The organism is Paenibacillus sp. RC334 (assembly GCF_030034735.1).
GTDB lineage: Bacteria > Bacillota > Bacilli > Paenibacillales > Paenibacillaceae > Paenibacillus > Paenibacillus terrae_A.
Genome location: NZ_CP125370.1, coordinates 5,378,498 through 5,401,546 on the forward strand (window position 1 = coordinate 5,378,498; position 23,049 = coordinate 5,401,546).

At 48.4% G+C, this 23,049-nt stretch carries 20 protein-coding genes, 1 pseudogene and 1 riboswitch; of the genes and pseudogenes, 11 read left to right on the forward strand and 10 right to left on the reverse strand.

Annotated features, from left to right (window positions below):
• Positions 1–180: 180 nt before the first annotated feature.
• On the forward strand, positions 181–498 hold the full coding sequence (locus tag QMK20_RS27830) for a YczF family membrane protein (protein WP_283657419.1): 318 nt from the start codon (positions 181–183) through the stop codon (positions 496–498).
• On the opposite strand, the gene QMK20_RS24705 is transcribed toward QMK20_RS27830, so the two are convergent.
• Genes QMK20_RS24705 through QMK20_RS24720 form a run of 4 tightly spaced genes read right to left on the reverse strand, consistent with a single transcriptional unit; the run spans position 409 to position 5,519 of the window.
• Positions 409–1,533: a GerAB/ArcD/ProY family transporter gene (locus QMK20_RS24705; RefSeq protein WP_283653684.1), complete on the reverse strand. Its 1,125-nt coding sequence runs from the start codon at positions 1,531–1,533 to the stop codon at positions 409–411. The genes QMK20_RS27830 and QMK20_RS24705 overlap by 90 nt on opposite strands.
• Complete coding sequence (locus QMK20_RS24710) at positions 1,530–2,630, reverse strand: GerAB/ArcD/ProY family transporter (protein WP_283656339.1); 1,101 nt, start codon at positions 2,628–2,630, stop codon at positions 1,530–1,532. The genes QMK20_RS24705 and QMK20_RS24710 overlap by 4 nt, the downstream gene beginning before the upstream one ends.
• A 35-nt stretch (positions 2,631–2,665) precedes the next feature.
• On the reverse strand, positions 2,666–3,907 hold the full coding sequence (locus QMK20_RS24715; RefSeq protein ID WP_283653685.1) for a Ger(x)C family spore germination protein: 1,242 nt from the start codon (positions 3,905–3,907) through the stop codon (positions 2,666–2,668).
• Positions 3,885–5,519 carry a spore germination protein gene (locus QMK20_RS24720; protein ID WP_283653686.1) on the reverse strand — a complete coding sequence of 545 codons (1,635 nt, stop codon included), beginning with the start codon at positions 5,517–5,519 and terminating at the stop codon, positions 3,885–3,887. Before QMK20_RS24720 ends, QMK20_RS24715 begins: the two co-directional genes overlap by 23 nt.
• Before the next feature lie 225 nt (positions 5,520–5,744).
• Between QMK20_RS24720 and QMK20_RS24725 the strand changes: the two genes are divergently transcribed.
• A complete protein-coding gene (locus tag QMK20_RS24725) occupies positions 5,745–6,836 on the forward strand; it encodes a GGDEF domain-containing protein (RefSeq protein ID WP_283653687.1) in 1,092 nt (363 codons plus the stop codon).
• 116 nt (positions 6,837–6,952) lie between these two features.
• On the opposite strand, the gene QMK20_RS24730 is transcribed toward QMK20_RS24725, so the two are convergent.
• The 3 genes and pseudogenes from QMK20_RS24730 to QMK20_RS27475 form a co-directional block, all read right to left on the reverse strand.
• Entirely contained in the window at positions 6,953–7,450 is a 498-nt protein-coding gene (locus QMK20_RS24730; RefSeq protein ID WP_283653688.1) for an Rrf2 family transcriptional regulator, read from the reverse strand.
• 66 nt (positions 7,451–7,516) lie between these two features.
• The gene (locus QMK20_RS24735) at positions 7,517–10,447 is read right to left on the reverse strand and encodes a glycoside hydrolase family 3 C-terminal domain-containing protein (RefSeq protein WP_283653689.1); all 2,931 of its coding nucleotides are present in this window, start codon (positions 10,445–10,447) and stop codon (positions 7,517–7,519) included.
• A 135-nt stretch (positions 10,448–10,582) separates the two neighbouring features.
• Positions 10,583–10,713: pseudogene (locus QMK20_RS27475) on the reverse strand (DUF7916 family protein); the annotation flags it as partial.
• A gap of 121 nt (positions 10,714–10,834) precedes the next feature.
• On the opposite strand from QMK20_RS27475, the gene QMK20_RS24740 reads away from it, so the two are divergent.
• From QMK20_RS24740 to metE, 4 genes are all read left to right on the forward strand, one after another.
• Positions 10,835–11,305 (forward strand): AbrB/MazE/SpoVT family DNA-binding domain-containing protein, encoded by a 471-nt coding sequence (locus QMK20_RS24740; protein ID WP_014278591.1) that lies wholly within the window; start codon positions 10,835–10,837, stop codon positions 11,303–11,305.
• Positions 11,306–11,600: 295 nt separating this feature from the next.
• Entirely contained in the window at positions 11,601–13,550 is a 1,950-nt protein-coding gene (locus QMK20_RS24745; protein ID WP_283653690.1) for an anaerobic ribonucleoside triphosphate reductase, read from the forward strand.
• Positions 13,547–14,044, forward strand: coding sequence for an anaerobic ribonucleoside-triphosphate reductase activating protein (nrdG, locus tag QMK20_RS24750; RefSeq protein ID WP_283653691.1), 498 nt, complete (start codon positions 13,547–13,549; stop codon positions 14,042–14,044). The genes QMK20_RS24745 and nrdG overlap by 4 nt, the downstream gene beginning before the upstream one ends.
• A gap of 183 nt (positions 14,045–14,227) precedes the next feature.
• Positions 14,228–14,423, forward strand: a riboswitch (cobalamin riboswitch).
• A 160-nt stretch (positions 14,424–14,583) separates the two neighbouring features.
• The gene (gene metE, locus QMK20_RS24755) at positions 14,584–16,902 is read left to right on the forward strand and encodes a 5-methyltetrahydropteroyltriglutamate--homocysteine S-methyltransferase (protein WP_283653692.1); all 2,319 of its coding nucleotides are present in this window, start codon (positions 14,584–14,586) and stop codon (positions 16,900–16,902) included.
• A gap of 56 nt (positions 16,903–16,958) precedes the next feature.
• Here the strand turns inward: metE and QMK20_RS24760 are convergent, their stop codons facing one another.
• On the reverse strand, positions 16,959–17,492 hold the full coding sequence (locus tag QMK20_RS24760; RefSeq protein ID WP_283653693.1) for a DUF6985 domain-containing protein: 534 nt from the start codon (positions 17,490–17,492) through the stop codon (positions 16,959–16,961).
• A 511-nt stretch (positions 17,493–18,003) separates the two neighbouring features.
• On the opposite strand from QMK20_RS24760, the gene QMK20_RS24765 reads away from it, so the two are divergent.
• The 5 genes from QMK20_RS24765 (at position 18,004) to QMK20_RS24785 (ending at position 21,241) form a co-directional block, all read left to right on the forward strand.
• Positions 18,004–18,333 (forward strand): PadR family transcriptional regulator, encoded by a 330-nt coding sequence (locus tag QMK20_RS24765; protein ID WP_044644363.1) that lies wholly within the window; start codon positions 18,004–18,006, stop codon positions 18,331–18,333.
• The gene (locus tag QMK20_RS24770) at positions 18,326–18,883 is read left to right on the forward strand and encodes a DUF1700 domain-containing protein (protein ID WP_283653694.1); all 558 of its coding nucleotides are present in this window, start codon (positions 18,326–18,328) and stop codon (positions 18,881–18,883) included. Before QMK20_RS24765 ends, QMK20_RS24770 begins: the two co-directional genes overlap by 8 nt.
• A 1-nt stretch (position 18,884) precedes the next feature.
• A complete protein-coding gene (locus tag QMK20_RS24775; RefSeq protein WP_283653695.1) occupies positions 18,885–19,736 on the forward strand; it encodes a DUF4097 family beta strand repeat-containing protein in 852 nt (283 codons plus the stop codon).
• A gap of 156 nt (positions 19,737–19,892) precedes the next feature.
• Positions 19,893–20,612: a 3-ketoacyl-ACP reductase gene (locus QMK20_RS24780; RefSeq protein ID WP_283653696.1), complete on the forward strand. Its 720-nt coding sequence runs from the start codon at positions 19,893–19,895 to the stop codon at positions 20,610–20,612.
• 191 nt (positions 20,613–20,803) lie between these two features.
• Positions 20,804–21,241, forward strand: coding sequence for an AbrB/MazE/SpoVT family DNA-binding domain-containing protein (locus tag QMK20_RS24785; protein WP_283653697.1), 438 nt, complete (start codon positions 20,804–20,806; stop codon positions 21,239–21,241).
• Positions 21,242–21,312: 71 nt separating this feature from the next.
• Here QMK20_RS24785 and QMK20_RS24790 read toward each other — a convergent pair whose 3' ends face one another.
• Both QMK20_RS24790 and QMK20_RS24795 read right to left on the reverse strand, forming a co-directional pair.
• Positions 21,313–21,771 carry a hypothetical protein gene (locus QMK20_RS24790; protein WP_283653698.1) on the reverse strand — a complete coding sequence of 153 codons (459 nt, stop codon included), beginning with the start codon at positions 21,769–21,771 and terminating at the stop codon, positions 21,313–21,315.
• 103 nt (positions 21,772–21,874) lie between these two features.
• Positions 21,875–22,999: a nitric oxide synthase oxygenase gene (locus tag QMK20_RS24795; protein WP_283653699.1), complete on the reverse strand. Its 1,125-nt coding sequence runs from the start codon at positions 22,997–22,999 to the stop codon at positions 21,875–21,877.
• Positions 23,000–23,049: the final 50 nt, after the last annotated feature.

The following is a 23,049-nucleotide window of genomic DNA, read 5'->3' on the forward strand; positions in this document are numbered from 1 at the left end:
TCTCCCTTAACGATCGCAGATTATATTTATTCTCAACTTATAATTACAATAATAAATCAATTTAGAATAAGTATAAATCCTAATTCATTTCAAGTCAATGGGATCGGATAAATTGAGCCACTTTGCAACACAATGTATACAAGATATACGTTCAGCTCATACACACGGGGAGGATATTTTATGAAAATACTCTGGATATTCACACTCTTTATGGTACTCATGCTCGGAACCAATCTGCTGGTGAACTGGCTATTTGGTATTCATAATCCTTGGGATTCTATTTCATTGGCTTTTGGCACCCTGCGACCATCCGAATATATCGTCTTGGCAGGAATGCTGCTGTTGCTCTTTGTTACCGTGGGCAAAAAGCAAATTGGATACGCACTTCAATTCCTTTTCTCACGATGGTCACGTTTTCTGAGAGTTCCCTCTTCTAACTCTGCTTCTTCGCACAAGAGCCATCAGAAAAAGCAGAATGGGGAAAATGTAAACAAATAATGGATGAATATAAATTAGGGACTGCCGTCCAAATTCAAAATGCTCGCTCAGGCTCGATGTTCCTATCTGGGACCACAGTAAAACAAGGATACCGCAGGGAAGCAGCGTTTTTCGGTAGGGTAAACCAAATATATCGGATATCCCCACCGCGGATGCATAGAAGAACAAAGCCACTTTAAAAAAGTCCCCGATCAGTACAGACATCAGTATAATGACATCGGGACGCTGGACGTATTCCGAAAGCTGGACATTCGCAAACGTGCTTAATAATGGAAAGATAGAACGCTCCGTTATATCCGTACCCAGCACGGTTACATTTAATATGGCGACTTCAACTAAAACGATACCCGCAGCTATAATGCCCACATAACCTGCTCTGGTCATCTGTGAAGGCTTATGTACACAAGGGATAAACATCATGAAACAGATCATTTCACCGTAAGGAAAAGGCAAACGTTCTCTAATTACTGAGCTGAGTACAGGCTTAAAGCCCTGACTCATTACAGGCCTCAGCTCTTCCAGATGAATGCTGCCCGATAAGATTAATAGTGTAGTTCCCCAGAAAATGACGAGTAACACCACCGAAAGAAAGATCTGTCCAGTGCGGGCCAACACTTCAAATCCGAGCCAGAGAACATAAATCACACATATTACCATCAGAAAGGCAACGACCATACTTGGTGTTTTTTCCAGTATGGAGACACGGACCAGCTCAGTCTCATCGCGTAGATTTCTACTGGTTAAATACAGAAAAAACAGAATGTACAGTATCCCCACTGCTGTTCCACTCGTATTCCCGAGCAATTTACGGGCATAGGTGGTCAACGTTTGGCCGGGAAACATTTCTGCTGTGTAGGTATACATTCGGAACAATACGATCCCGACACCCATAGCGATGAGCTGGGCAATCCATGTATCCCGTTCATATTCATTATCCAAATTGATAATGACCGCATTTCCCAGCAGAAAATGGAACATAAGAATGAGCATTTGCCCGGTACTGACCAGCCTTACGTGTCCAAGACCATGATTCACGAAGCATTCTCCTTCCTTGTTGTGTTTTCGGTCTTCTTAAACCAGGACACCATTAGCAACAGGAGCGGGAAAAATACAGAAAATATAGGGAATATGTATTTCAACACGAAATCGCCTATTTTAATATGCTCCTGATAGCTTTGAGCCATCAGTACCGAAGATATGAGCATAATTATTCCGAATGGCAGCAGCAACTTGCGGCTAGAAGTGTTAAATACGTCTTCTGCTGCCTTTATCGCCGCATAATAGAAAATAAAGATCTTAAAAAAATCAAAGATAATAACGGTCATGACCCCAATAACATCCACCCTGTCGATGAAATCCGATATTTCCACCTTGCTGATCGTGGATAGTATCGGGTACGTGGCCCGCTGGAACACGTCCTCTCCGAGTGAAAGTACGTTTACCAGCGCAACTATGGTCAGGATGATGCCCCCCAGCAGCACAGCGGAAACACCAACGCCGTTGGCACGATAGTCTTTCTTTAATGTGGGAAGAATCATCGTAAAGGTAACCATCTCACCAAACGGCAGCATCAAGGCCTGTGAATAAATCACCCGCCATATCGGCTGCCAGCCATGCTGGGCAATAGGCAGCAGATTCCCCCAGTCCACAATGCCGGACAACATGAGCATTACATTCGTTGCGAGCCCCAGTACCAGCATAAAGACCAGCAGCCAAATCGCTGTTCGCCCCGCCACTTCAAGCCCTAAATGCATCACGTACATCACAAGCGCGATCATCAGAGCACTGATGATGATTAACGGTGTATGCGGGAGTGTCCGATCGGCAATCAGTGTCCCCGTATCTCGAAGATCACGTGCCCCACCGTACATAAAAAAAACAATATACAAAAAAGCAATCACGCCTCCTGCCTTTCTGCCCATGATAACTTTGCTGTATTGCGTCATAAGCAAATTGGGGTAGCGTCTGTGAAGGCTGCCGTAGCACAGAAAAAGCAGGGCCCCAAGCCCTGTAGCGATGAGGATAGCCAGCCATGCATCCTTGCCCGCATCCCTTCCAGGAATGGACATCATAGACGTTCCCAATTCAAATAGAATCATGAGGGAAATTATCTCTATCGCATCTATTTGTATTTTTTTTCATCGCCTTGCCTCCTCCCCCTGTTCGACTATTCGGACTCACCCCTTGAATACGGGTTGGTCCGTGCCTGCGTATGCTTCAGTACCGAAGTGACCTGAACACGAACGGTGCTTTCTGCAAAATAACGGCTCCATCGGGAAGAAAGCCTTTTCCATTGCGCAGGATGGCTTCTCTCCAGCTCAAGGCCGAAGCCGAGTACATCGCTACGGGTACGCTGAACCTCTCTAACCGTTGATGAAATCACTTTTTTTGTTTCCTCTGCCCATTGCCTCTGCAAGCTTTTCATCACCTCTGGACTTTTCAAGTCAATCGGACACTCAGCTTCCTGTATCGCCCCGACTTGCTTTAAGTCAATTACAAAAACAGGCTCTCCTTGCTCCATCAGGCTGCGTACATTTGCCTTAGAGAACAAGGTTTCGATCCCGATGACTTCGCCTTTCTTGCCGCAGCTCAATGTGGTTTCAGCACTTTTCACCTTGTTGTTCACGATAGACAGTCCAATCGCCTGGTCATCTTCCAACCAGTGTACGAGACGATCCTTTCGGAACACTCCCATCCCGGTAATACGCACGATCGCTTCCGGTAAAATATTGTCCACATTGTTCTTACGGGGGGCCTGCTCCATCCTACCATCCACTTTTACGCCCGTAAGAAGAGGACCGCCGCCCTTATTGGACATGCTGCGAATGACATCGTCGAGACTCACGGCGTAATCCCCTGCATACAAACGCTGAGATGTTTCCAGCTTTCCTGAAATATCATTAGCAGGAATACGGCCGATCGCGGTCATGGTTGCCAGTACATCCTTCCCAGTCTCACCGCGCGCTACCAGCATTTTCATCGTGAGCCGGGTCTCCGTATACCTTTCCAGAAAATCCAGCGTATCTCCGATTCCACGCCGTGCCAGATTTTCCCCAATGACGACCAATCTTGCATGGGCCAGAGAAATTTCGCGTGGAACCTTCTGTGAAGCTTTGCGGATGGCTTGAAAAAGACTGTTCCCCTTTTCCTGAAACAACACGATAGGGGTATCTCCTCTCGCTTTGGCCCCGGCGATTTCATCTGCCACGATAACCTGCAGGGAAACCTCATAATCCGTTTCTCCAGCCACATCAATGCCTATTGCCGCTACGACTGCTCTCTGATTTAGCTCTACTGAATCCCAACAACCAGACAGGAGGGGCATCAATAGTAGCCCCACCAGGCTCAGAGCCCACATTCTCCCCTTGAAGGTTACCGTGCTTCGTTCATTCCCCTTCCCCTGATACACCCTCGGCTCCCCCCTCCTGCATCGGTGTCGTTTTATCGGAAGAGGAAATTCCGCTTCCATCCTTCATTCGTGTCTGGTTAGTAGATGTAATGCTTTTAGGACGTGTCCGCATCATCCAGAATGGGAGACGCAATACAGCATCCTTTTGACTCTCCAGTACAAAGGGGCTGAAAGGGGCCATGTAGGGCACCCCAAAAGAACGTAGGCTGTTCATATGGGCAATCAGCGCAATCAGCCCCAATGTAATGCCATACAGCCCCATAAACGCTGATAGTATCATAAAAACAAATCGGAACAGTCTCCCGGCCACCGACATGTTATAGGCTGGAATGGCGAAGCTGGCAATCCCCGTCAGGGCTACCACAATCGTGAGCAGCGGGGTGACGATCCCGGCCTCCACAGCCGCTTGTCCCAAGACAAGCGCACCAATAACGGATACCGTTTGTCCACCCACACGTGGCATTCGAATACCCGCTTCACGCAAGATCTCAAAAGTAACCTCCAAAATAAGCGCCTCCAGAAATGCCGGAAAAGGAACGGATTCCCGCTGAGCCAGTATGCTGATCAGCAGCGGGGTCGGTATCATTTCATAATGATACGTCGTTAAGGCAATGTAGAGAGAAGGCCCCAAGATTAGAATGATAAAGCTGATATATCGAATGAGTCGGACGACAGTCGCCATATCGTAACGTTCCTCATAATCCGAAGCACTCTGAAAGAATTGGGCAAATACGGTAGGCATCACTAGTACAAACGGATTTCCATCTATGATGAGCGCCACTCGGCCCTCCATAATATTGCTACTGATCGTATCGGGTCTTTCCGTGTTATAGATCGTTGGGAATGGTGTGAAATTATGGTCCTGTATCATCTCCTCTACCATACCGGATTCGAATACGGCGTCGATATTGATGTTTTTTACCCGTTGACGAACTTCATCTACAACACTTTGATCTGCAATATTCTTCATATACAGCATGGCTACATTCGTGAGGGACGTGCTTCCTACTTTGAACATCTCCATCGTAAGATCGGAGCTTTTAATCCGCCGTCGGACAAGAGAAATATTCGTGAACAGGGATTCCACAAATCCCTCTTTCGGTCCCCTGACGACAGACTGTGTGGTGGGCTCGTTGACCGCACGCTTCTCTCCTCCACGTGTGCCACACGCAATGGCCTTTGTACACCCTTCCAGTAAAATGATCGTATCTCCCATCAAGAGCTGTTCCATCATGGAGTTCCAATCATCGCATTCCTTCACTTCACCAAGTTCAAGTGCATGGCCCTGTATCCGACTGTAAAGCCCTTCTGCACTTTCTACCTCAGCAGCCACCTCGGCGGATGGTCGGCTAAGCAATGATTTCATGACGAGTTCATTCACTGTGTCCGTCTTGACCATACTATCCAGAAATACAATGGCAGCAGGAACGTCAGCTTTCAGCCCCAGACTAAAGCGGCGAATCAGGAAGTCCGGGCTGCCTGACGTCAATTCCTTGATTTGCTCCAGGTTGGTTTCCAATTGAGCCTCGATCTTAAGAAAATGCGAAGAGCTTCCATTATTCCTGTCCGCCCCCGACTTTTTATTATATTTGCGATAGGGATAGCGAATCATGAGCAAACCTCATCTCCAAAGTGGCAGTAATGGACCCCACATCTTTTTCCTAATTCTTGTATATTTGGAGTATGCTCAATCTATTCCCAGTTATGCACTAAGTGTAAGGACGAAACGTTATAAGTCACATCCGCGTAATAAATTTCAATAAATTCTTCATTTCCAAGCCTAATGTCAGTTTTTTTGATAAAATGAAGAAATATGCCTCTCGGGAGGGTTAACATCTTGTTCAGTACGTTTTTTGTAAATACCTGTATCCTTGTCACCTTTTTGTACATAACCGGGCTCATATCTCAAAGATATAAAATCCGCCTACATACCTTAAAGCGTAAGGCACATTGGATCGGAGGCGCTCTTTTTGGATGCTATGGCATTATCTTGATGTACTATTCGTTCCCAGTGGGCTTTAATACAATTGCCGATCTTCGTCATCTGGCCATCGTAGCTACGGCGGCTTACATTGGCGGACCGGCAACACTCATGACTACCCTATTTATATGCTTAGGCAGATTAATGCTGTTTGGTATCACCACTCAAGCCATTGTGGGGGCTTTTTTTATGATGCTCGTGGGCCTGGGTTGCGCTTTGCTGTCACATCTGTCCTGGTCACGTTTAACGAAGATGATGATGATGAACGTTTTCGCTTTGGGAATTATTTTCTGCTCTCTCACAATTAATTTGAATGATATTAATGATGTTCTGGACGTTTATCCGCTCCATTTTGTTATTTCTATGGCAGGCGGATTTCTTCTGTATCTCATTGCTGAGTCCATCAATACCTCCAATGAGCTATTACTTCGTCTGGAGCATACCTCCTATACAGATCATCTCACCAATTTAAGCAACAGAAGACAGCTCGAATTTTCATTGGAAGAGCAGCTTCCTCAAGCTCGTCAACGTCACGAGCACTTATCTGTACTGGTGTTGGATATTGATCATTTTAAAGAAGTGAACGATACCTACGGTCATGCGGCCGGGGATGCAGTGCTGCGTCAGCTAGGTCAGATTTTGAGGGAAAAATGTCGCTCCTTTGATGTGGTAACCCGCAGCGGCGGGGAGGAATTCACCGTACTTCTGCCGAATTGTGCTTTCCGGCAAGCGTTACGCATAGCGAATCAGATCCTTGGCGGGGTAGATCAGTACGAGTTCGTTTTGTCAGACGGGCTTGTACTCAAAGTCACGGTGTCTATCGGCGTAACGACCTTTCCCGATACCGGGGAGGATATGTCAGGGGCGGCTCTGCTGGAACAGGCGGATAGAGCGCTATACGAAGCTAAAAATGCAGGGCGTAATCGGGTCTGCTCCTATCAGGTATAAAGCGGGCATTCTTTTCATTTACGATTTCGCATCATATGAGCACCCTACAGAAATAGCCGATACAACCCTCTCTCGGAAGAGTCGTATCGGCTATTATCCGTTTTGAAAAAAATGTGTTAATCCCCTTTGGAAGAAGCCTTGGCATCCTCGCCTTCACTATGGCTACTGCCGCCCACCACCAGCGTTGTACGCTTGGCGAGTGAGGCCAGCGTATGAGACTCCCATACCTCCAGCATACGTCGTTCGCTCTCGACTACGATTTCCGATACGGCGGTTGCAAGCTCCTCACAAAAAGGATTCGTCTCTGGCTCATGCATCATACCTGGAAAAATCGGATCACATATTTCAATGGCGTGGTATATATCGGCAAGTGTAATATGGTCTGCCGAACGGGTAAGCACATAGCCTCCCTCACGGCCTTCACGTGCTTCTATTAATTCTGCCTGTACAAGTCGCGTCAGCACCCTGCGCACCAAGGTGACCTCACAGTCAATAGAGCGGGCAATAGACCCGCTGGCACAGAGCTCTCCATGCTTTTCCAAATAGACAAGAGCCTTTACCGCCACCCCAAGCCATCTGGGCGTTGCGGTGCGTAGTCTTTTTTCACTATTCAAATGAAATGACACCCCTAAGCTGTAGAAACTTCGTTGAATGCATTGTACGTGAAGTCAGAAGTAAGTTCAAGCCTGAAGGCTGGAATCTCCTGTAGCACAAGCGCTCAAAGTAAAATAACTTAGCCGCACTTCGCCACTCAACCACAGGTACACATCACGTGAACCTGAGACTGTACCCAGTGCTTCGGAGAGCGTCATCCATGCTTGCGCTCCTCCCGTATGGCCAACGTTTATACGTGCTGCAACTTCGCTGTCCGGCGTATCCAAACAAAGCTCAATTGCTGCATCGCTACTATTGCCTGACACGCGGCATTGAAGTTCAACCGCGCTCACCGTATCTAATTCTACGCCATGAAAGGCAATCCAGCCGGGACGTTGAGGTGAACGCGGACGTACACAGGCCTCCTTTTGCTCCTTGCTTTCATCCAGCAGGATACGGGAACAATCATCAAAGTTTTCGGCGCGAATGCTTTGTTCGGCTTGACGGGGCGGAATAACTTCACCTCTAACGTTCACAGGGTGCTCCAGCCGGATATCCGCTGAAGAAGCACCTGCCAGCAAGGTGTACTCGCCAGCTTCAACGCAATAGCGATCCCGTGTGACATCCCAAATCGCCCAATCCTTCACTCGCATTGTAAAAGAAATCGTTCGCGTCTCCCCCGGCTCCAAGCGGATGCGTTGAAATCCACACAACGTCTTCAATGCTCGCTTTACTCGCGAAGCTCCGGGCCGTACATATAGCTGTACAACCTCCTCCCCAGCAGCTATGCCCTGATTCGTAACGTCCACCCATACATTCAGGGTATCCGTGGCATCCAGGGCACCAAAAGAGTTCACACGACCTTCGGGGACGGACCTGTCGTTTGAATCGGGCGCTTGGGCATCTGTGCGCAGATGGCTGTACTCAAATGGCGAATACGTCAAACCGTGGCCGAACACGTATAAAGGTTCACCTTCAAAATATTGATAGGTACGTCCGCCGCGAATAATATCGTAATCTTTGATATTACCCAATTGATCCTCTGCTTGATACCATGTCATATTCAAACGACCCGCTGGCGCGTAATCCCCAAACAGCACATCCGCTACTGCCGTGCCATGCTCTTGCCCGGCATGAGACGTGTACACGATCGCTGGAATATGCTCCTGTACCCAAGGGATGGCAAACGGATAGCTGCCCGTCAGAACCACGATCGTATTAGGGTTAACCCGATACACTTCCTCGATGAGCCGCTGCTGGGAAGCTGCCAGCTCCAAGCCCGGACGGTCATTCTCTTCCTTACCGTTAATCAGCGGGTGATTGCCGACGAATACAATCACTGTATCTGCAGCTTGCGCAGTGGCTATTGCTTCCACTAAACCATCCGACACCGTCTCTACCCGGAATGTTGTATGGTCCTGGTTAGCGGCTTCCGTTACCTTCAATGAACCCTCTGTCCCTGTGATCACAGGCTTGCCGTTCCATGTTGTCCACAGATGCTCCCCTTTTTCAACAGGAGTCAGTCCAAAGACTTCTTTGACATACCAGCCATACGCTTCCTCAGCTGTCACACGAAGCGTTTCCTCATCGCTCGTCACATAGGTACCCAGGCGCTCGTCGGTCAACGTGACGCTGCCGTAGCCCCAATCGTTCACGGTCAAAACCGTTGGTTCGGCATCATGGGACAACCGCATGTCACCGAAGGAATCAACTGTAAGCTTCGCTCCGTCAGCCGCCGCCGCGAAGGTCACGCGATCCTTGGCATCGCGGTATATGACGCGCTCCTGGGCGTCTTCGGTTTCCAGCTTGGCGCGAATCGCTTCAAGCGGTGTCACAAAATATGGAAGCGTGCCGGAATACCAGTCGCGGTACACCTCATTGCCGAGCGCCCCGATCACCGCCACCTTGCCGCACCCCGCAGGGTCCAGCGGCAGGAGCGAACGCTCATTTTTCAACAGTACGATCTGCTCTCTCGCTGCACGCAACGACAGTTCACGGGCTTGCTCTGTCATCAAGACCTCTTCCCCGACCAAGGCATAGGGATTGTCTGTCGCCGGATCAAATTCCCCGAGACGAAAGCGAACACGAAATGTATGGAACAACGCCTGATCCAGGTCCGTTTCTTGCAGCGTTCCTTGCGCCAAGGCATCACGAATGGCCTGCTTGGACAAATCCGCATCATCTGTAATGCTGTCGATCCCCGCGCGAATAGATTCAGCCACACCCGGTGTGTGGGAGTCATAATACTGATGGTCCTTTACGATTCCCATCACATCACCAGCATCACTGACGACAAAGCCGTCCATTCCCCATTCGTCCCTGACAATATCATTAACACCGTGGTACAACGTAGCAGGCGTTCCATTAATCAGGTTATAAGAGGTCATCATGGACTGGGCTTTGCCTTCCGTAAAAGGCTTCTCGAAGGCTTTCAGATAGTATTCACGAAGGTTTCGCGGGTCTATGCTGGAGGAATCACTTCCCCGGTCCACCTCGTTATTGTTTCCGAGGAAATGCTTTAATGTCGCAACCGCTTTCAAATATACCGGATGATCGCCCTGTATGCCTTTGACCAATTCCTTCGCCAGTTCTCCCGTCAAATACGGGTCTTCTCCATACGCTTCCTCATTACGCCCCCAGCGCGGATCACGCTCCATATCTACGGTTGGTGCCCATAACGTCAGTCCGTTTAGAGCCGGGTCACGGCGGTAGTACACACGCGCTTCATCCGAAATAACCGAGCCGACTTGTCGCATCAGTTCCGTATCCCACGTACAAGCCAACCCCACAGGCTGTGGAAATGAAGTCGCCTCTCCTAACCAGGCTATACCATGTGCTGCTTCCGTACCATGCTTGTATGCGGGGACTCCCAATCGTTCAATGGCAGGCTGATATTGCAGCATGGAATCAATCTTTTCCTCCAAGGTTAGCCGAGACACCAAATCCCGTACACGTTCGTCCAGATGAAGCTTCGGATTTTGAAAAAGATATTCTAGATCCGTTGTTTCATGACTCATATCCGTCATCTCCTTGTCTCCATTTAAAATATCATAAAAGGCCGTTATGAAAGCGTTTTAATATATCATAGCGAAAAAGGAGTACCCCGGCAACAATTGCTGTTGCTCACCATTTGGTGTCTTTCCTCAATCAATACCGAATAGACCAGTGTCGCCAATGGCGTGGATATCGGTGTTTGTTAGGACATGAGCTTATAATCACGAATTGTAGCTTCGTCCGCGCCTTCTACAGAACCATTCAGGAAGCTCTTAGCCAATGTACCTGGTTAGTAACAGTGTGTAAATTAAAAAAATTGTATATTTTCTTCAATAAATAAAGCAAAAAACAAAGCAAAAAATAATATTTTTTGGTATAATCAGGATATATAATCAAAGGAGGAAGGGTTTATGAAAAATACCGGAATGACACGGCCTCTGGATCAATTGGGGCGAATCGTGCTTCCCAAGGAAATGCGCACCACGATGGATATCAATATTGGTGATTCGCTCGAATTTTTCGTGAATGAAGAAGGATTTGTATTAAGGAAATATACAGGTGTATCCTGCAAATTTTGCGGCGCAGTTGATCATTTGACTTATTTTCGTGATAGCTTTATTTGCGCCGATTGCATTCAGGTATTAAAGACAGAGGAAAATGTACATCCCACCAGCACCGAAGCCATCCAGGCTCAAGAACATACCAAGCCGGTTCGTAACCATACAACCTGGCAGCCTAAACAATCCAGAGTCCAGCAAGGAGAAATGGTAAAAAAGCTCCGAAAGCTGATTCAGGAACATCCCAACCTGCCGCAAAAGGTATATGCCGAAATGCTCGATATCTCACAAGGCCGGGTGTCCCAACTGAAAAAGCTGCTTTAAATTATTCAGTAATTTATTACAAAACATACTCAGATCCAATGGATTGCCATCCTATTTGTTTTCCGTCAAATATTCGATCGTCAGGTGTAGAATAAGGAGCGTATTCGTTGATGTGTTCCTAACTTTCACCTGACTTTTTTGTGCGTTCTCCCCCTGTCGACGTGACAATAATCACATACTCTCTATCCATCCATATATACAATATATAGACCGAAACAATTGTTTAGTACACGATATCGTCAATATATTGTTTTTTGGAGAATAATATATATTTTACTATATGGAGGTTTTTGCAATGAAAGTGTTGGAGGAACATCAATTATACAGCATCGGCGAGCGGGTCATTGGGGCACAAGACTTGGACATGCTGCGGGAGAATGCAAATTTGAATGGAGAGTCGTTCAGTGGAAAAATGAGTAAGCTCGGCTCCGAGTACGCCAAATGGTATGCGCGACTACGTGTGCTTCCGCCTGAACTGACAGACGCTATCGACCACGGATATGTGTATGTTCACGATTTGGACCAATATGTGCTCGGGACTACGAACTGTATCTTTATACCTTTTGGTCGTTTGTTGCAAGATGGTTTTAATACAGGCAATGGCTCTGTGCGCACACCACAAACCATTATGTCTGCTATGGCACTGGTGGCTATTATATTTCAGTCTCAGCAAAACAGCCAATTTGGAGGTGTCTCTGCCAATAAAATAGACTGGGACCTTGCTCCTTTCGTGGCCCGGTCCTTCCGCAAGCATCTGCGCAAGGGACTCCGTCTGTTCGGAGAAGAAATAGAACCCACCCTGCCTGATGACGAATTACATATAGCCAGCAGCCTATTACAGGAGGTCTGCCCTCGTTCATACGCATTCGCACGTGAAGAAACGGAGACGGAGACCCGCCAGGCCGCTGAATCCCTTATTCATAACCTGAATACCATGAGCAGTCGGGCAGGCGGGCAAATTCCGTTCACATCACTGAATTACGGTATGTGTACTTCTGCTGAAGGGCGGCTTGTTACGCAATCATTGCTGGAGGCCACTATTCGTGGCCTGGGCAGCGGGGAAACCCCTATTTTCCCACAGCATATTTTCCAATGCAAAAAAGGAATTAATCAGGCCGAAGGCGATATCAACTATGACTTATTCATGCGGGCAGTAGAATGCTCCAGCAAACGTATGTATCCCAATTTTGTCAATGTGGATGCTACCTTCAACCTGCCCTATTACCGCGCAGATGATCCGGATACCATTATTGCGACGATGGGCTGCCGTACCCGCACCTTTGCTGACCGTTTCGGCAGAAACCGTCAAAGCGGCAAGGGTAATCTCTCATTCAATACGATTAATCTGGTGCGTCTTGGCATTGAGTACGGTATTTGCACAGGCAAGCGCAAGATACCTGACCGGGATGGCTTTGATACCAGATTGGAAGAGGTTATGCGCATTGCCGTGGACGGACTGATCCATCGCTACCATATACAGACCAGCCAGCCGGCAAAAGCCTCAGACTTTATGATGCGCGAAGGGGTATGGGAAGGCGGAGAAAAGCTGGAGCCGGATGAAAAAGTGGGCAACGTACTGAAGCACGGTACGCTGTCGGTCGGGTTTATCGGGTTAGCCGAATGCATGAAGGCACTGTATGGCAAGCACCACGGAGAGGATGACGCTGTATACCGTGAAGCACAGCGAATCATAGCTTCTATGCGTGTCTACTGCGACCGTATGAGTGAATTGCATGATCTTAACATTACACTATTCGCTACGCCTGCCGAGGGTCTATCCGGCAAGTTCACGTTGCTGGATCAGCGTGATTTTGGAATTATTCCCGAGGTAAATGATCGAGAATACTACACGAACTCTTTCCACATTCCTGTGTATTACACGCTCCCGGCTGCCCGTAAAATCAGCCTCGAAGCCCCATTTCATAATCTGTGCAACGCTGGTGCGATTTCGTACATCGAGTTGGATGGTAATGCGCGGAATAACCCGGAGGCGTTTCTTAAAATTGTACAATACGCGCTCCATCAGAACATTGGGTACTTCTCCATCAATCATCCGGTAGACCGCTGCACGGAATGCGGCTACGAGGGCATTATCGGGACAAGCTGTCCCGAATGCGGTGCTGATGAAGAACATACGCATTTTCAGCGCTTGCGCCGGGTAACCGGATATCTGACAGGTGATTATACCGTTCGCTTCAACGCCGCGAAGCAGGCTGAGGTGCGTGACCGGGTGAAGCATCGGTGAATTTGTGCGGCTACATTCCGGAATCTCTGAACGAAGGGCATGGCCTGCGTACCGTCGTATTCATTAGCGGTTGCCGCCATGCCTGCCCCGGCTGCTTCAATCCCTCGTCATGGAGCTTCCGCGCAGGTGAACCGTTCACACTGGAGCGACAGCAGGAAGTCATCCGTGACATCGCAGATAATCCACTGCTAGACGGGTTAACCCTTTGCGGCGGAGACCCTTTTTTCTCGGCATCGGAATGCACGCAGTTTGTGCGCGACTTCCGCGCTGCCTGCCCTGACCGAACCGTGTGGGCCTATACGGGCTTTGACTATGAGGAGCTGCTTACGGATCAGGCCCGCCGGGAGCTGGCGCTGCTGTGCGATGTGATTGTGGACGGCCCTTTTGTAGAACAGCAAAAGGATCTGACCCTTCCCTTCCGGGGCAGCCGCAATCAACGACTGGTGGATGTGAAGGCCAGCATTCAGGCAGGATCTATAGTTACATTAGCCTAAGGCGATGTTATACTCGCATGAGATACTACACCCTAAGACAAATCCTTTCCTTATGGAGAGGGCTTGTCTTTTTTTGCATGTAGTTCATTTTAGATTTAAACAGAGTTTATATTGCGTATCCTGCAAGTTTCACTTATGATGGTGAACAAGTATACGAGTGCATAATTATTCGTCATACCATAATCGCATAGCTTGGAGATAGGTGTCTGTTCTATTCAGTACAGGCTTAAAAGGGAAGCTGGTGCAAGTCCGGCGCGGTCCCGCCACTGTAAACGGGGAATTTTCAGCTGTTGATACACCCACTGGTCCACAGACCGGGAAGGAGCGCTGAAAGTCATGATCCGTAAGTCAGGAGACCTGCCTATTTCAACAACATCGCAAGTACCTACGGGAGATAGGGAGGTGTTAAGAGCAGTCGCCGAATTTTCATTTTTTAAATAACGGAGGCATTCTTTCCCCTACTCATTTTTAACCCCGGGGAGGAATGTCTTTTTTTGTACGCAAAAATAAACTGGCTACCAGCCTGGGAGGAAAAGTACATGTCATTTACCGAATTGCCTGAGTTGTCCGGCTTGATCAGCAGTAACCTGGGATATCCGCGTATCGGAGGAAACCGGGAATGGAAGAAAGCACTGGAACGCTTCTGGAACGGCAGCATGGATGAAAGCGAATTGCATACCGAGATGAAACGATTGCGATTGGAGCATCTGAGCAAGCAGCGCGACAAGGGAATCGATCGAATTCCGGTCGGAGACTTTTCCTATTACGATCACATGCTTGATACATCCGTGATGTTCGGTCTGGTGCCGGAACGGTTCAACTACCGTCCCGATGGGCCTGTTCCTCTGTCCGTCTATTTCGGGATAGCCCGTGGACAAAAGGGTGCCACCGCCAGTGAAATGACCAAATGGTTGAATACCAATTACCACTACATCGTACCGGAATTGGCAAATGCAACTCCGGTGTTCACCGAGAATAAGCCGTTGCAGGCTTATCGTGAAGCGAAACAGGAACTAGGTATTGAAGGTAAACCCGTCATTATCGGTCCTTATTCGTTCGTTGCTCTGTCCAAAGGCTATGACCGTAAGGATTTGGCCGCGATCATACGAAGCTTCCTGCCACTGTACGCCCGCGTCCTGTCTGAGCTGGCTGCGGAAGGCGTTCAGTGGGTGCAGGTAGATGAGCCTGTCTTGACCACCTCATTCCCGACAGAGGATTTGGACATTATTCAGGAGGCCTATGAGGCTCTGGCCCAAGCTGCTCCATCCTTAAATATCGTGCTGCAAACCTACTTTGGCAGTCTGGATCATTATGAGCGCCTGTCTACGCTCCCGGTACAGGGAATAGGTCTTGATTTTGTGCATGATGATGGCGAAAACCTGGAACATGTGCTACGACATGGCTTCCCCGCAGGGAAAACGCTGGCCGCTGGTGTTATTGACGGGCGCAATATATGGCGTTCCGATCTGAACACCGTAGCTGCGCTGCTTGGACAACTGGCAGAGCAAACCACCGCTGCACAGCTCATCGTGCAGCCATCATGCAGTCTGCTGCATGTGCCAGTCAGTCTGGAAGCAGAGCACAAGCTGGACCGAGAGCTGGTGCAAGCGCTGGCCTTTGCCGATGAAAAGCTGGAAGAAATCGCAGCTTTGACCGCTGCGCTTGGCAAACGCGAACCCTCGGCAATTGCCAAGCTTGAGCAGAGTGCGGACGCGGTAACCCGCTTCAACAGCTCGGCGGCACGAGTACAGACCGCTACCGATATGGCGGATCTACTGGCGAAAGAGCCGCAGTCACGCAGCGTTCCCTTCGCTGAGCGTCGTGTGATCCAGCAGGACAAGCTGAATCTGCCTCCACTGCCTACGACGACGATTGGCAGCTTCCCGCAAACCGCAGAGGTTCGCAAAGCCCGTCTGCACTATCGCAAAGGGGAATGGTCTGCCGAGCAGTATCGGACGTTCATTCAGCAGCAAATCAAGGAATGGATTGATATCCAGGAGGACATTGGCATTGATGTGCTCGTACACGGGGAATTTGAGCGGACAGACATGGTTGAATTTTTTGGCGAAAAGCTGAAAGGCTTTGCCTTTACACAAAACGGGTGGGTGCAGTCCTACGGCTCCCGGTGTGTTAAACCGCCGATTATATACGGAGACGTGTCGTTCGATCAACCCATGACCGTGGAAGAAACGGCCTTCGCCCAATCGTTGACCTCCAAGCCAGTCAAAGGAATGCTGACAGGTCCGGTAACGATTTTGAACTGGTCCTTCGAACGTAATGATATTCCTCGCAGTCAGGTTGCTTTACAGTTAGCACTGGCCCTGCGTGCAGAGGTAGAAGCACTGGAAAAAGCGGGGATTGGCATGATTCAGGTCGATGAACCCGCGATCCGTGAAGGGCTTCCACTGAAAAAAGAACAGCAGCAAGCCTATCTGGCGTGGGCGGTTCAAGCCTTCCTTGTTACAACAGCAACCGTTGAACCCGCCACCCAAATCCATACGCATATGTGCTATTCCGAATTTCAGGATATGATCCAATCCATCTCCGATATGGATGCCGACGTCATTTCTATTGAAACCTCGCGTAGCCACGGAGAACTGATTGTCAGCTTTGAGGATCAGGTGTATGACAAAGGCATCGGTCTGGGCGTATATGATATCCATAGCCCGCGCATTCCCGATGTGTCAGAAATGCTGAGTATGATACAGCGTGCCCTGCGCGTACTGCCTTCTGATTTATTTTGGGTCAATCCAGACTGTGGCCTGAAAACCCGCACCAAGGATGAATCCGTCGCCGCATTACAGCAAATGGTGCTGGCTGCTCAAGCAGCCAGAGATTCGTTGGCTGTATCCAGCTAATTTCTATAACCCTCCCCTTCCCGGCCCTCTTTTTTCCTAAACGCCGGAAGGGGATTCTATTCCAAATCATATAATGTGTATGCCCCTTGAATATGCTCGGGTGTTCCCTGCTTCATATGTACACCCAAGCCATGCTCTCTATCCCAGGAACAGCTAAAATTCAAATACAGCTCATCCTCTTCCGCTGAGTCTGGAATCAATATAGACACCAGCTGTAACCGTTTCAGCAGTTGTTCCGAGCGTTCCACATAAGGCGCATATTCATCCGGGTCTTCTCCCCATGAGGTATAAGCGCTCCGGTACTTTTCCACTACATCTGCATAGTAATGGTGTATCGCTTCCAGCACACGAGGATGAATGTCTGACCCATGTGCCATATATTGCTCCCATGTCTTTTTTTGCTCCTGCTTAGGCTCTCTTACGGCCTGTGCTTCTTCCTCGGAATCGGCGGACACAATAAACTCTATCTCTACCTCCGAGTCCTGTCCGTAAAAATGGAGTTGTACCGTGCCCCGAAGCACGACTTCCTCTGATACTTCCCAAGTCTCATCATCCTGATCCAGCTCCATATACCAGCGTTCCCAATTCATCCTTTACCCCATCCTTTTCATAAGAAATGATCTTTATCTCTATGGACCCTTTTATTTGAGCATTTTGCAACAATCCCAAGAGCGATTTCAAATCAGCAATATATAGATCGGAACGGTTTAGTTCGTCTATCTATTGTACTTTCGAGCGTTGGGAATCGAATGATGCAACATGCTGATTTTACAATTTAACATCCTTAAGAATGAAATTAAAGCAGTTCCTTTTCCGCAAATTCCTCCAAGATTCGGCGTTTTTCTAAATAGAACTACTTTTTTCAGCAGCATTCGCTATCTCATTGACTCTAAAAGCGAAAGAAAACTCCTAAAATGAGCCCGCAGATTTATTTTTAAAATTTTAGTACCTTGCATTAAACAGTACATGATGTTAAATTATACCTGACTACTGATTTATGATTAGTACCTGAAATCTCTTATGTTCAAGCACACATTTCTCCCCCATACTCCAAACGACACCCATGAAGCAATGATAACATCCAGGAAGGGAGCACCGCTCATGAATGTGAACATCCAATTCAAAAAAGGGGTGCTGGAACTGTGCGTTCTTGTTTTAATTGGGCGCAGGGACCGTTACGGCTACGAACTGGCTCAGGCCGTCTCCCGTCATATCGAAGTAGCCGAAGGAGCTTTATATCCGCTGCTTCGCCGTCTGGTATCAGAGGGATACTGTACAACTTATTTACAGGAATCGACCGAGGGACCCCCCCGTAAATATTATCGGCTGACCGATGCAGGCAGCAATTACACGAGAATACTTACACGGGAATGGAATGAATTTGTCCATCATGTCGCAAGCCTACTGAAGGAAGGAAATCCCGATGAATAGAAAACAGTTTCTTACAGAGGTGGAGCAACGTCTCTCCCCTCTCCCCGCAGAGGAACGTAATGAGCTGCTTGGTGATTTAAGTCAGCATTTTGACTATGGGTTGGTGAATGGAAAAAGTGAGGCCGAAATTGCCAGCGAATTGGGCAACCCGGAGGATATCGCTCGCGAAGCGCTGGATGATCCCAATGCAACCTGGAATACATCCCCTCCTCCACTTCGCCAGGGAAGCTTCGCACGCAATCTATTTACTTTCTTAGGGCTGTTGTTTCTCAATTTGTTAATCTCCATTCCTGTCTTAGCGTCTTTGTGGGCAGTATGGGTTTCGTTGGCCGCAGCAGCGGTCAGCTTGATAGTGGCCCCCCTTCTTGCTATCGCAGATTATGCGCTGAACGGCAACTTTTATCCCGCTAAATTCTTTTTTTCCATCATGTTGACCGGGATTGGCCTATTGCTGCTGTCTGGAGTACGCTACCTTTTGAACCTTCTGGTCATAGGTACGGTTCGATACTGGAAATGGAATCAGACTACCCTGAGGGGAGCTAACGAGTAACATGAATAAAAAATGGTTTATTGCAGCGGGTCTATGTATCATCATCGGTGTGGCCGGGATGGTAGCCTACGGTGCTCCATGGAACCAACAAGCGATGCAGGAAATAACAGCTATTGATAAAAAATGGACGTTCACACGTGGACAGCTACAGGAACTTAAAGTGAATAGCTCCGATGATGTCTCTATTGTCTTTACTCCCGGTTCCGGCGAGCAGGGCACGATACGCATGAGTGGAGAAGTCCAGACAAAAGTAGCCGACCAGATTCATAATGCCCGTATTGAGAACGGTAAGCTTTCCATTCAATCTGAGCCAGCCCTTTCCTTGGCATTCTTCTCTATCTCTCCTGATTTGAAACAAACGATCACGGTAGAAATGCCCGCTGGTGAAACCCTAAAAGGGCTACAGGCAGATGTACATTCAGGAAGCGTAAACCTCCAGGATGCCTCCATTCAAAACACAAACATCACAGCCACTTCTGGCAATGCCGAGATTTCAAACCTCCAAAGTACCCGCTTGGTCGCCAAGTTAACATCCGGCAGTTTTACGGCTAGTCAGGTTACAGCAAATATGGAATTGCAACTCACTTCAGGGGATGCCAAAATTAACGATTATAGCGGCAATGGTCAAGTTTCCCTGACCTCCGGTATTACGAATATCACACAACGTACCACAGCCAACCTGAAAGTCGATTCAGACTCCGGTGATGTGAGGATTAAGCAGGCCCCTGATTTTAAAGGTATTTATAATGTCCGCTCCGACTCAGGAAGTATAGATACTCCCGAATCCGTTCCCGGCAGTGTGAACGTTATAAAGGTCAAAACGACTTCAGGCGATATTCATATTTCCAAATAGGCCATCATGACCATTGTCAGCGGTCTTCTACTCCAGGTCGCAACTAAGCGAAATAAGCGACCTGGAGTGGAAGTTTGGTTCAGGGAAATTAAATCAGTATAATATAACCATGTGCTTAAATGCACAACTTGTATGTAGCCATAAGGAGGAGACTGGATGGAACTTAAAAATAAAATAGCCATTATTACAGGCGCCACCAAAGGCATTGGTAAAGCCATTGCCGAGGCCTTGGCCAAGGAAGGCGTCAACCTGGGATTAATCTCACGCACACTACCTGACCTGCAAAAGCTGCAAGATTCACTGGGGAGTACATACGGCGTGAAGGTGGTTAGCGCTGTCGCGGATATATCTGATCGCGCACAGGCCGCTGCAGCTGTAGCCTCGCTGGAGCATGAGCTGGGCGCTGTCGATATTTTGATTAACAACGCAGGAATTGCTACATTCGGCACAGTCGCAGACATGGACCCCGAAGAGTGGGAACGCATGATCCGCGTGAATTTGCTGGGAACCTATTATGTCACACACGCGGTTCTTCCGAGCATGCTTGCTCAGCAGAGCGGCAACATTATTAATGTATCCTCTACAGCAGGGGAACGAGGCTTCGCCACAGGCTCGGCGTATTGCGCCTCCAAGTTTGCTTTGATGGGCTTCACGGAGTCACTGATGCAGGAGGTTCGCAAATCCAACATTCGCGTCACCGCGCTGACTCCAAGCACAGTCAATACGGAACTGGCAGCAAATGCAGGTTTGCCGATTGGCGACGAGGACCGCATGCTTCAGCCACAAGATATGGCCGACCTGACATTGGCGGCATTGAAGCTGCCTTCGCGGGTTCAATTAAAAGTAGCCGGTATTTGGACAACCAACCCACAATAATTTGACTCGACATCTTAGATTCATTGGGCTGTACCACGCTCCGGCAGACGTCATTGTTCGTCATGCTGGAGCTTCTTTTTTGTTCATAGCTAATACAATTCAAACTGCAATATACGCGCTTTGTACTTTACAACATACATAACCTACGATTTTTGCACCGATAAGCGCAATTATGAGAGGGGAAATGAATAATGAAAAATACAGGAATGACACGACCATTAGACCATCTGGGCCGCATCGTACTGCCCAAGGAGCTGCGAAATTCTATGAATATCAATATTGGAGATGCCCTTGATTTTTTTATTACATCAGAGGGCCTGATGATCCGTAAATATACAGGGGTATCTTGTTATTTTTGCGGTGCTGTAGATGACCTGAGCTACTTCAGAGATCATCTGATATGCAGCGATTGCATTGAGAAACTAAAGAGCGATAATCCCTCCAGTCATTCAGGCGAAACACGTCCTGCTCAGCCCAAGAAAAGAAGGAATTACAGAAATCAGACTGAGCTCCTGCATAAACTAAAACAGCTCATGGAAAAACACCCTAATGTTTCACAAAAAGAATTGGCCGAGATGCTCGAATTGTCTCAGGGACGTGTGTCACAGCTAAAAAAACTTCTACTTTGAATCGTTCCAATTACCCGCTTTTGATCTCGCCACACAAAAAAAAGAGCCTGTCGGCTCTCGGATCATCATCCTTATGCAATGTCAGACTGCTCCACAACCGGGACCCGATAGGCCAACAAGGACTCTTCAATAACGATGGAAATGAACGTTGTCTCAATCTTCGGCACCAATCCGAGCGCATAGTTCCATGCATTTTCTTCAATTTGCAGCGCAAACCGTTGCCGGGTCCCTAACTCGCTCTCCTGTTCCATAGCATCGGAGAGGTCAGGCAGCTCAGAATCAGCGGCGTGTCCAATCTCATGCGCAAGCACAACCGTAAAGTACTCCTCGACTCGTTCGACGCTGCCAAACATCTGAATACATTGTGTTTCAATCGTGTCCATATACATTGTAATGGTGTGAGCATTCATGGCATATTTGCCCCCAATCAGCCGCCCGCCGGGAAAACGTTTCTCCAGCTTGACCGTCACACCTATATCAGCCCGTTGCAAAAGCTTAGCGACGATGCGCTCTGCCTGATTTCTTTCCAACTCCGCCTCGCTCCTCGACCTTATGACATGAAAAAGCTGAATTTACTCTAATCATATAGAATAGGAACCCGAATCCGATACTTAAAGCTTTCCATGAACATGATCAAGAATGGAAAGGACAGCCTTGGGGCTTCTTCTGCATATACGGCTTCTCTTGAACTCCGAAATTTGGCTTTACAAGCCGATTATCGTAGGAACTATGAAAAATATGCGTTGTCGCCGGAGATAACGGCGGGATCAGCCATGTCCAATCGCCTGTGAGCGCACGCCCCGCCTGGGCTTCCCGTTCCTCAAACAGCTGGAATTGTGCAGCTGCCGTATGGTGATCGACAATGCTGACTCCCGCTTTTTTAAAAGAATACAGCACAGCACTGTTCAACTCCACCAGCGCCCGATCGCGCCATAACGTCGTTTCGCTTGAGGTATTCAGCCCCATCAGCTCGGCTACCTGCGGCAGTATGTTATAACGGAAGGGATCGGCAAAATTACGCGCACCAATCTCTGTCCCCATATACCAGCCGTTAAAAGGAGCTGCGGTGTAGATGATACCGCCAATCTCCAGCGTCATATCTGAAATCATAGGTACGGCATACCAACGCAAACCCAACGAAGCCAACCCCGGAAGTTCCGGGTGTTCAATAGGTACCTCCTGCACCAAATGTTCGGGAATATCAAACAGCTCAGGAGGCTGTCCACCTGCTTCCACAATCAGCGGCAATACATCAAAGGGAGTCATGGCTCCTTGCCAGCCCATGCGGCGGCATGCATTTGTGAATTCTACCGAGATCGGGTCCCCGATTACTCCTTCAGCGCTCTCATAGCCGGCATACCGAATCAATTGATGATTCCAAATGCGAATATCCGGTTGCCCCGGCTTGGACGAGCGAAACACGGTAAGCGTCGGCTTGATTTTACCGCCATTTGTCCCTATGCGTATATGCTCTAACAGCTCATGAACCACTTCCGCTGTACTTGAAGCCTCGCGGGCATCCCTTACCAGAAGCTTATCCCAAAACAAACGACCGATACAACGATTGCTGTTACGCCAAGCCATCTGTGCCCCATGCTCCAGCTCATCATAGGTATGATCATACGTTCCCGAAGTATCTATGTCATGACGAATATCAAGAAGCCGGGCCTCCGCTTCATCACGGCTTCGGCCCAGCTCCTCATAACATGTATATATAAACTGCTTCGCTTCACGCAAAAGCTGTTGCTTCACTTCCATACGTACACCCCATCCCGGCAGCTCTCAATACTTATGAGCCAGTTGTCTTT

Coding starts and splice junctions, on each gene's coding strand:
- QMK20_RS27830 (WP_283657419.1), top strand. CDS start 181: ATGAAAATACTCTGGATATTCACACTCTTTATGGTACTCATGCTCGGA.
- QMK20_RS24720 (WP_283653686.1), bottom strand. CDS start 5,519: ATGATTCGCTATCCCTATCGCAAATATAATAAAAAGTCGGGGGCGGAC.
- QMK20_RS24735 (WP_283653689.1), bottom strand. CDS start 10,447: ATGAGTCATGAAACAACGGATCTAGAATATCTTTTTCAAAATCCGAAG.
- QMK20_RS24740 (WP_014278591.1), top strand. CDS start 10,835: ATGAAAAATACCGGAATGACACGGCCTCTGGATCAATTGGGGCGAATC.
- QMK20_RS24745 (WP_283653690.1), top strand. CDS start 11,601: ATGAAAGTGTTGGAGGAACATCAATTATACAGCATCGGCGAGCGGGTC.
- metE (WP_283653692.1), top strand. CDS start 14,584: ATGTCATTTACCGAATTGCCTGAGTTGTCCGGCTTGATCAGCAGTAAC.
- QMK20_RS24760 (WP_283653693.1), bottom strand. CDS start 17,492: ATGAATTGGGAACGCTGGTATATGGAGCTGGATCAGGATGATGAGACT.
- QMK20_RS24765 (WP_044644363.1), top strand. CDS start 18,004: ATGAATGTGAACATCCAATTCAAAAAAGGGGTGCTGGAACTGTGCGTT.
- QMK20_RS24770 (WP_283653694.1), top strand. CDS start 18,326: ATGAATAGAAAACAGTTTCTTACAGAGGTGGAGCAACGTCTCTCCCCT.
- QMK20_RS24775 (WP_283653695.1), top strand. CDS start 18,885: ATGAATAAAAAATGGTTTATTGCAGCGGGTCTATGTATCATCATCGGT.
- QMK20_RS24780 (WP_283653696.1), top strand. CDS start 19,893: ATGGAACTTAAAAATAAAATAGCCATTATTACAGGCGCCACCAAAGGC.
- QMK20_RS24785 (WP_283653697.1), top strand. CDS start 20,804: ATGAAAAATACAGGAATGACACGACCATTAGACCATCTGGGCCGCATC.
- QMK20_RS24795 (WP_283653699.1), bottom strand. CDS start 22,999: ATGGAAGTGAAGCAACAGCTTTTGCGTGAAGCGAAGCAGTTTATATAT.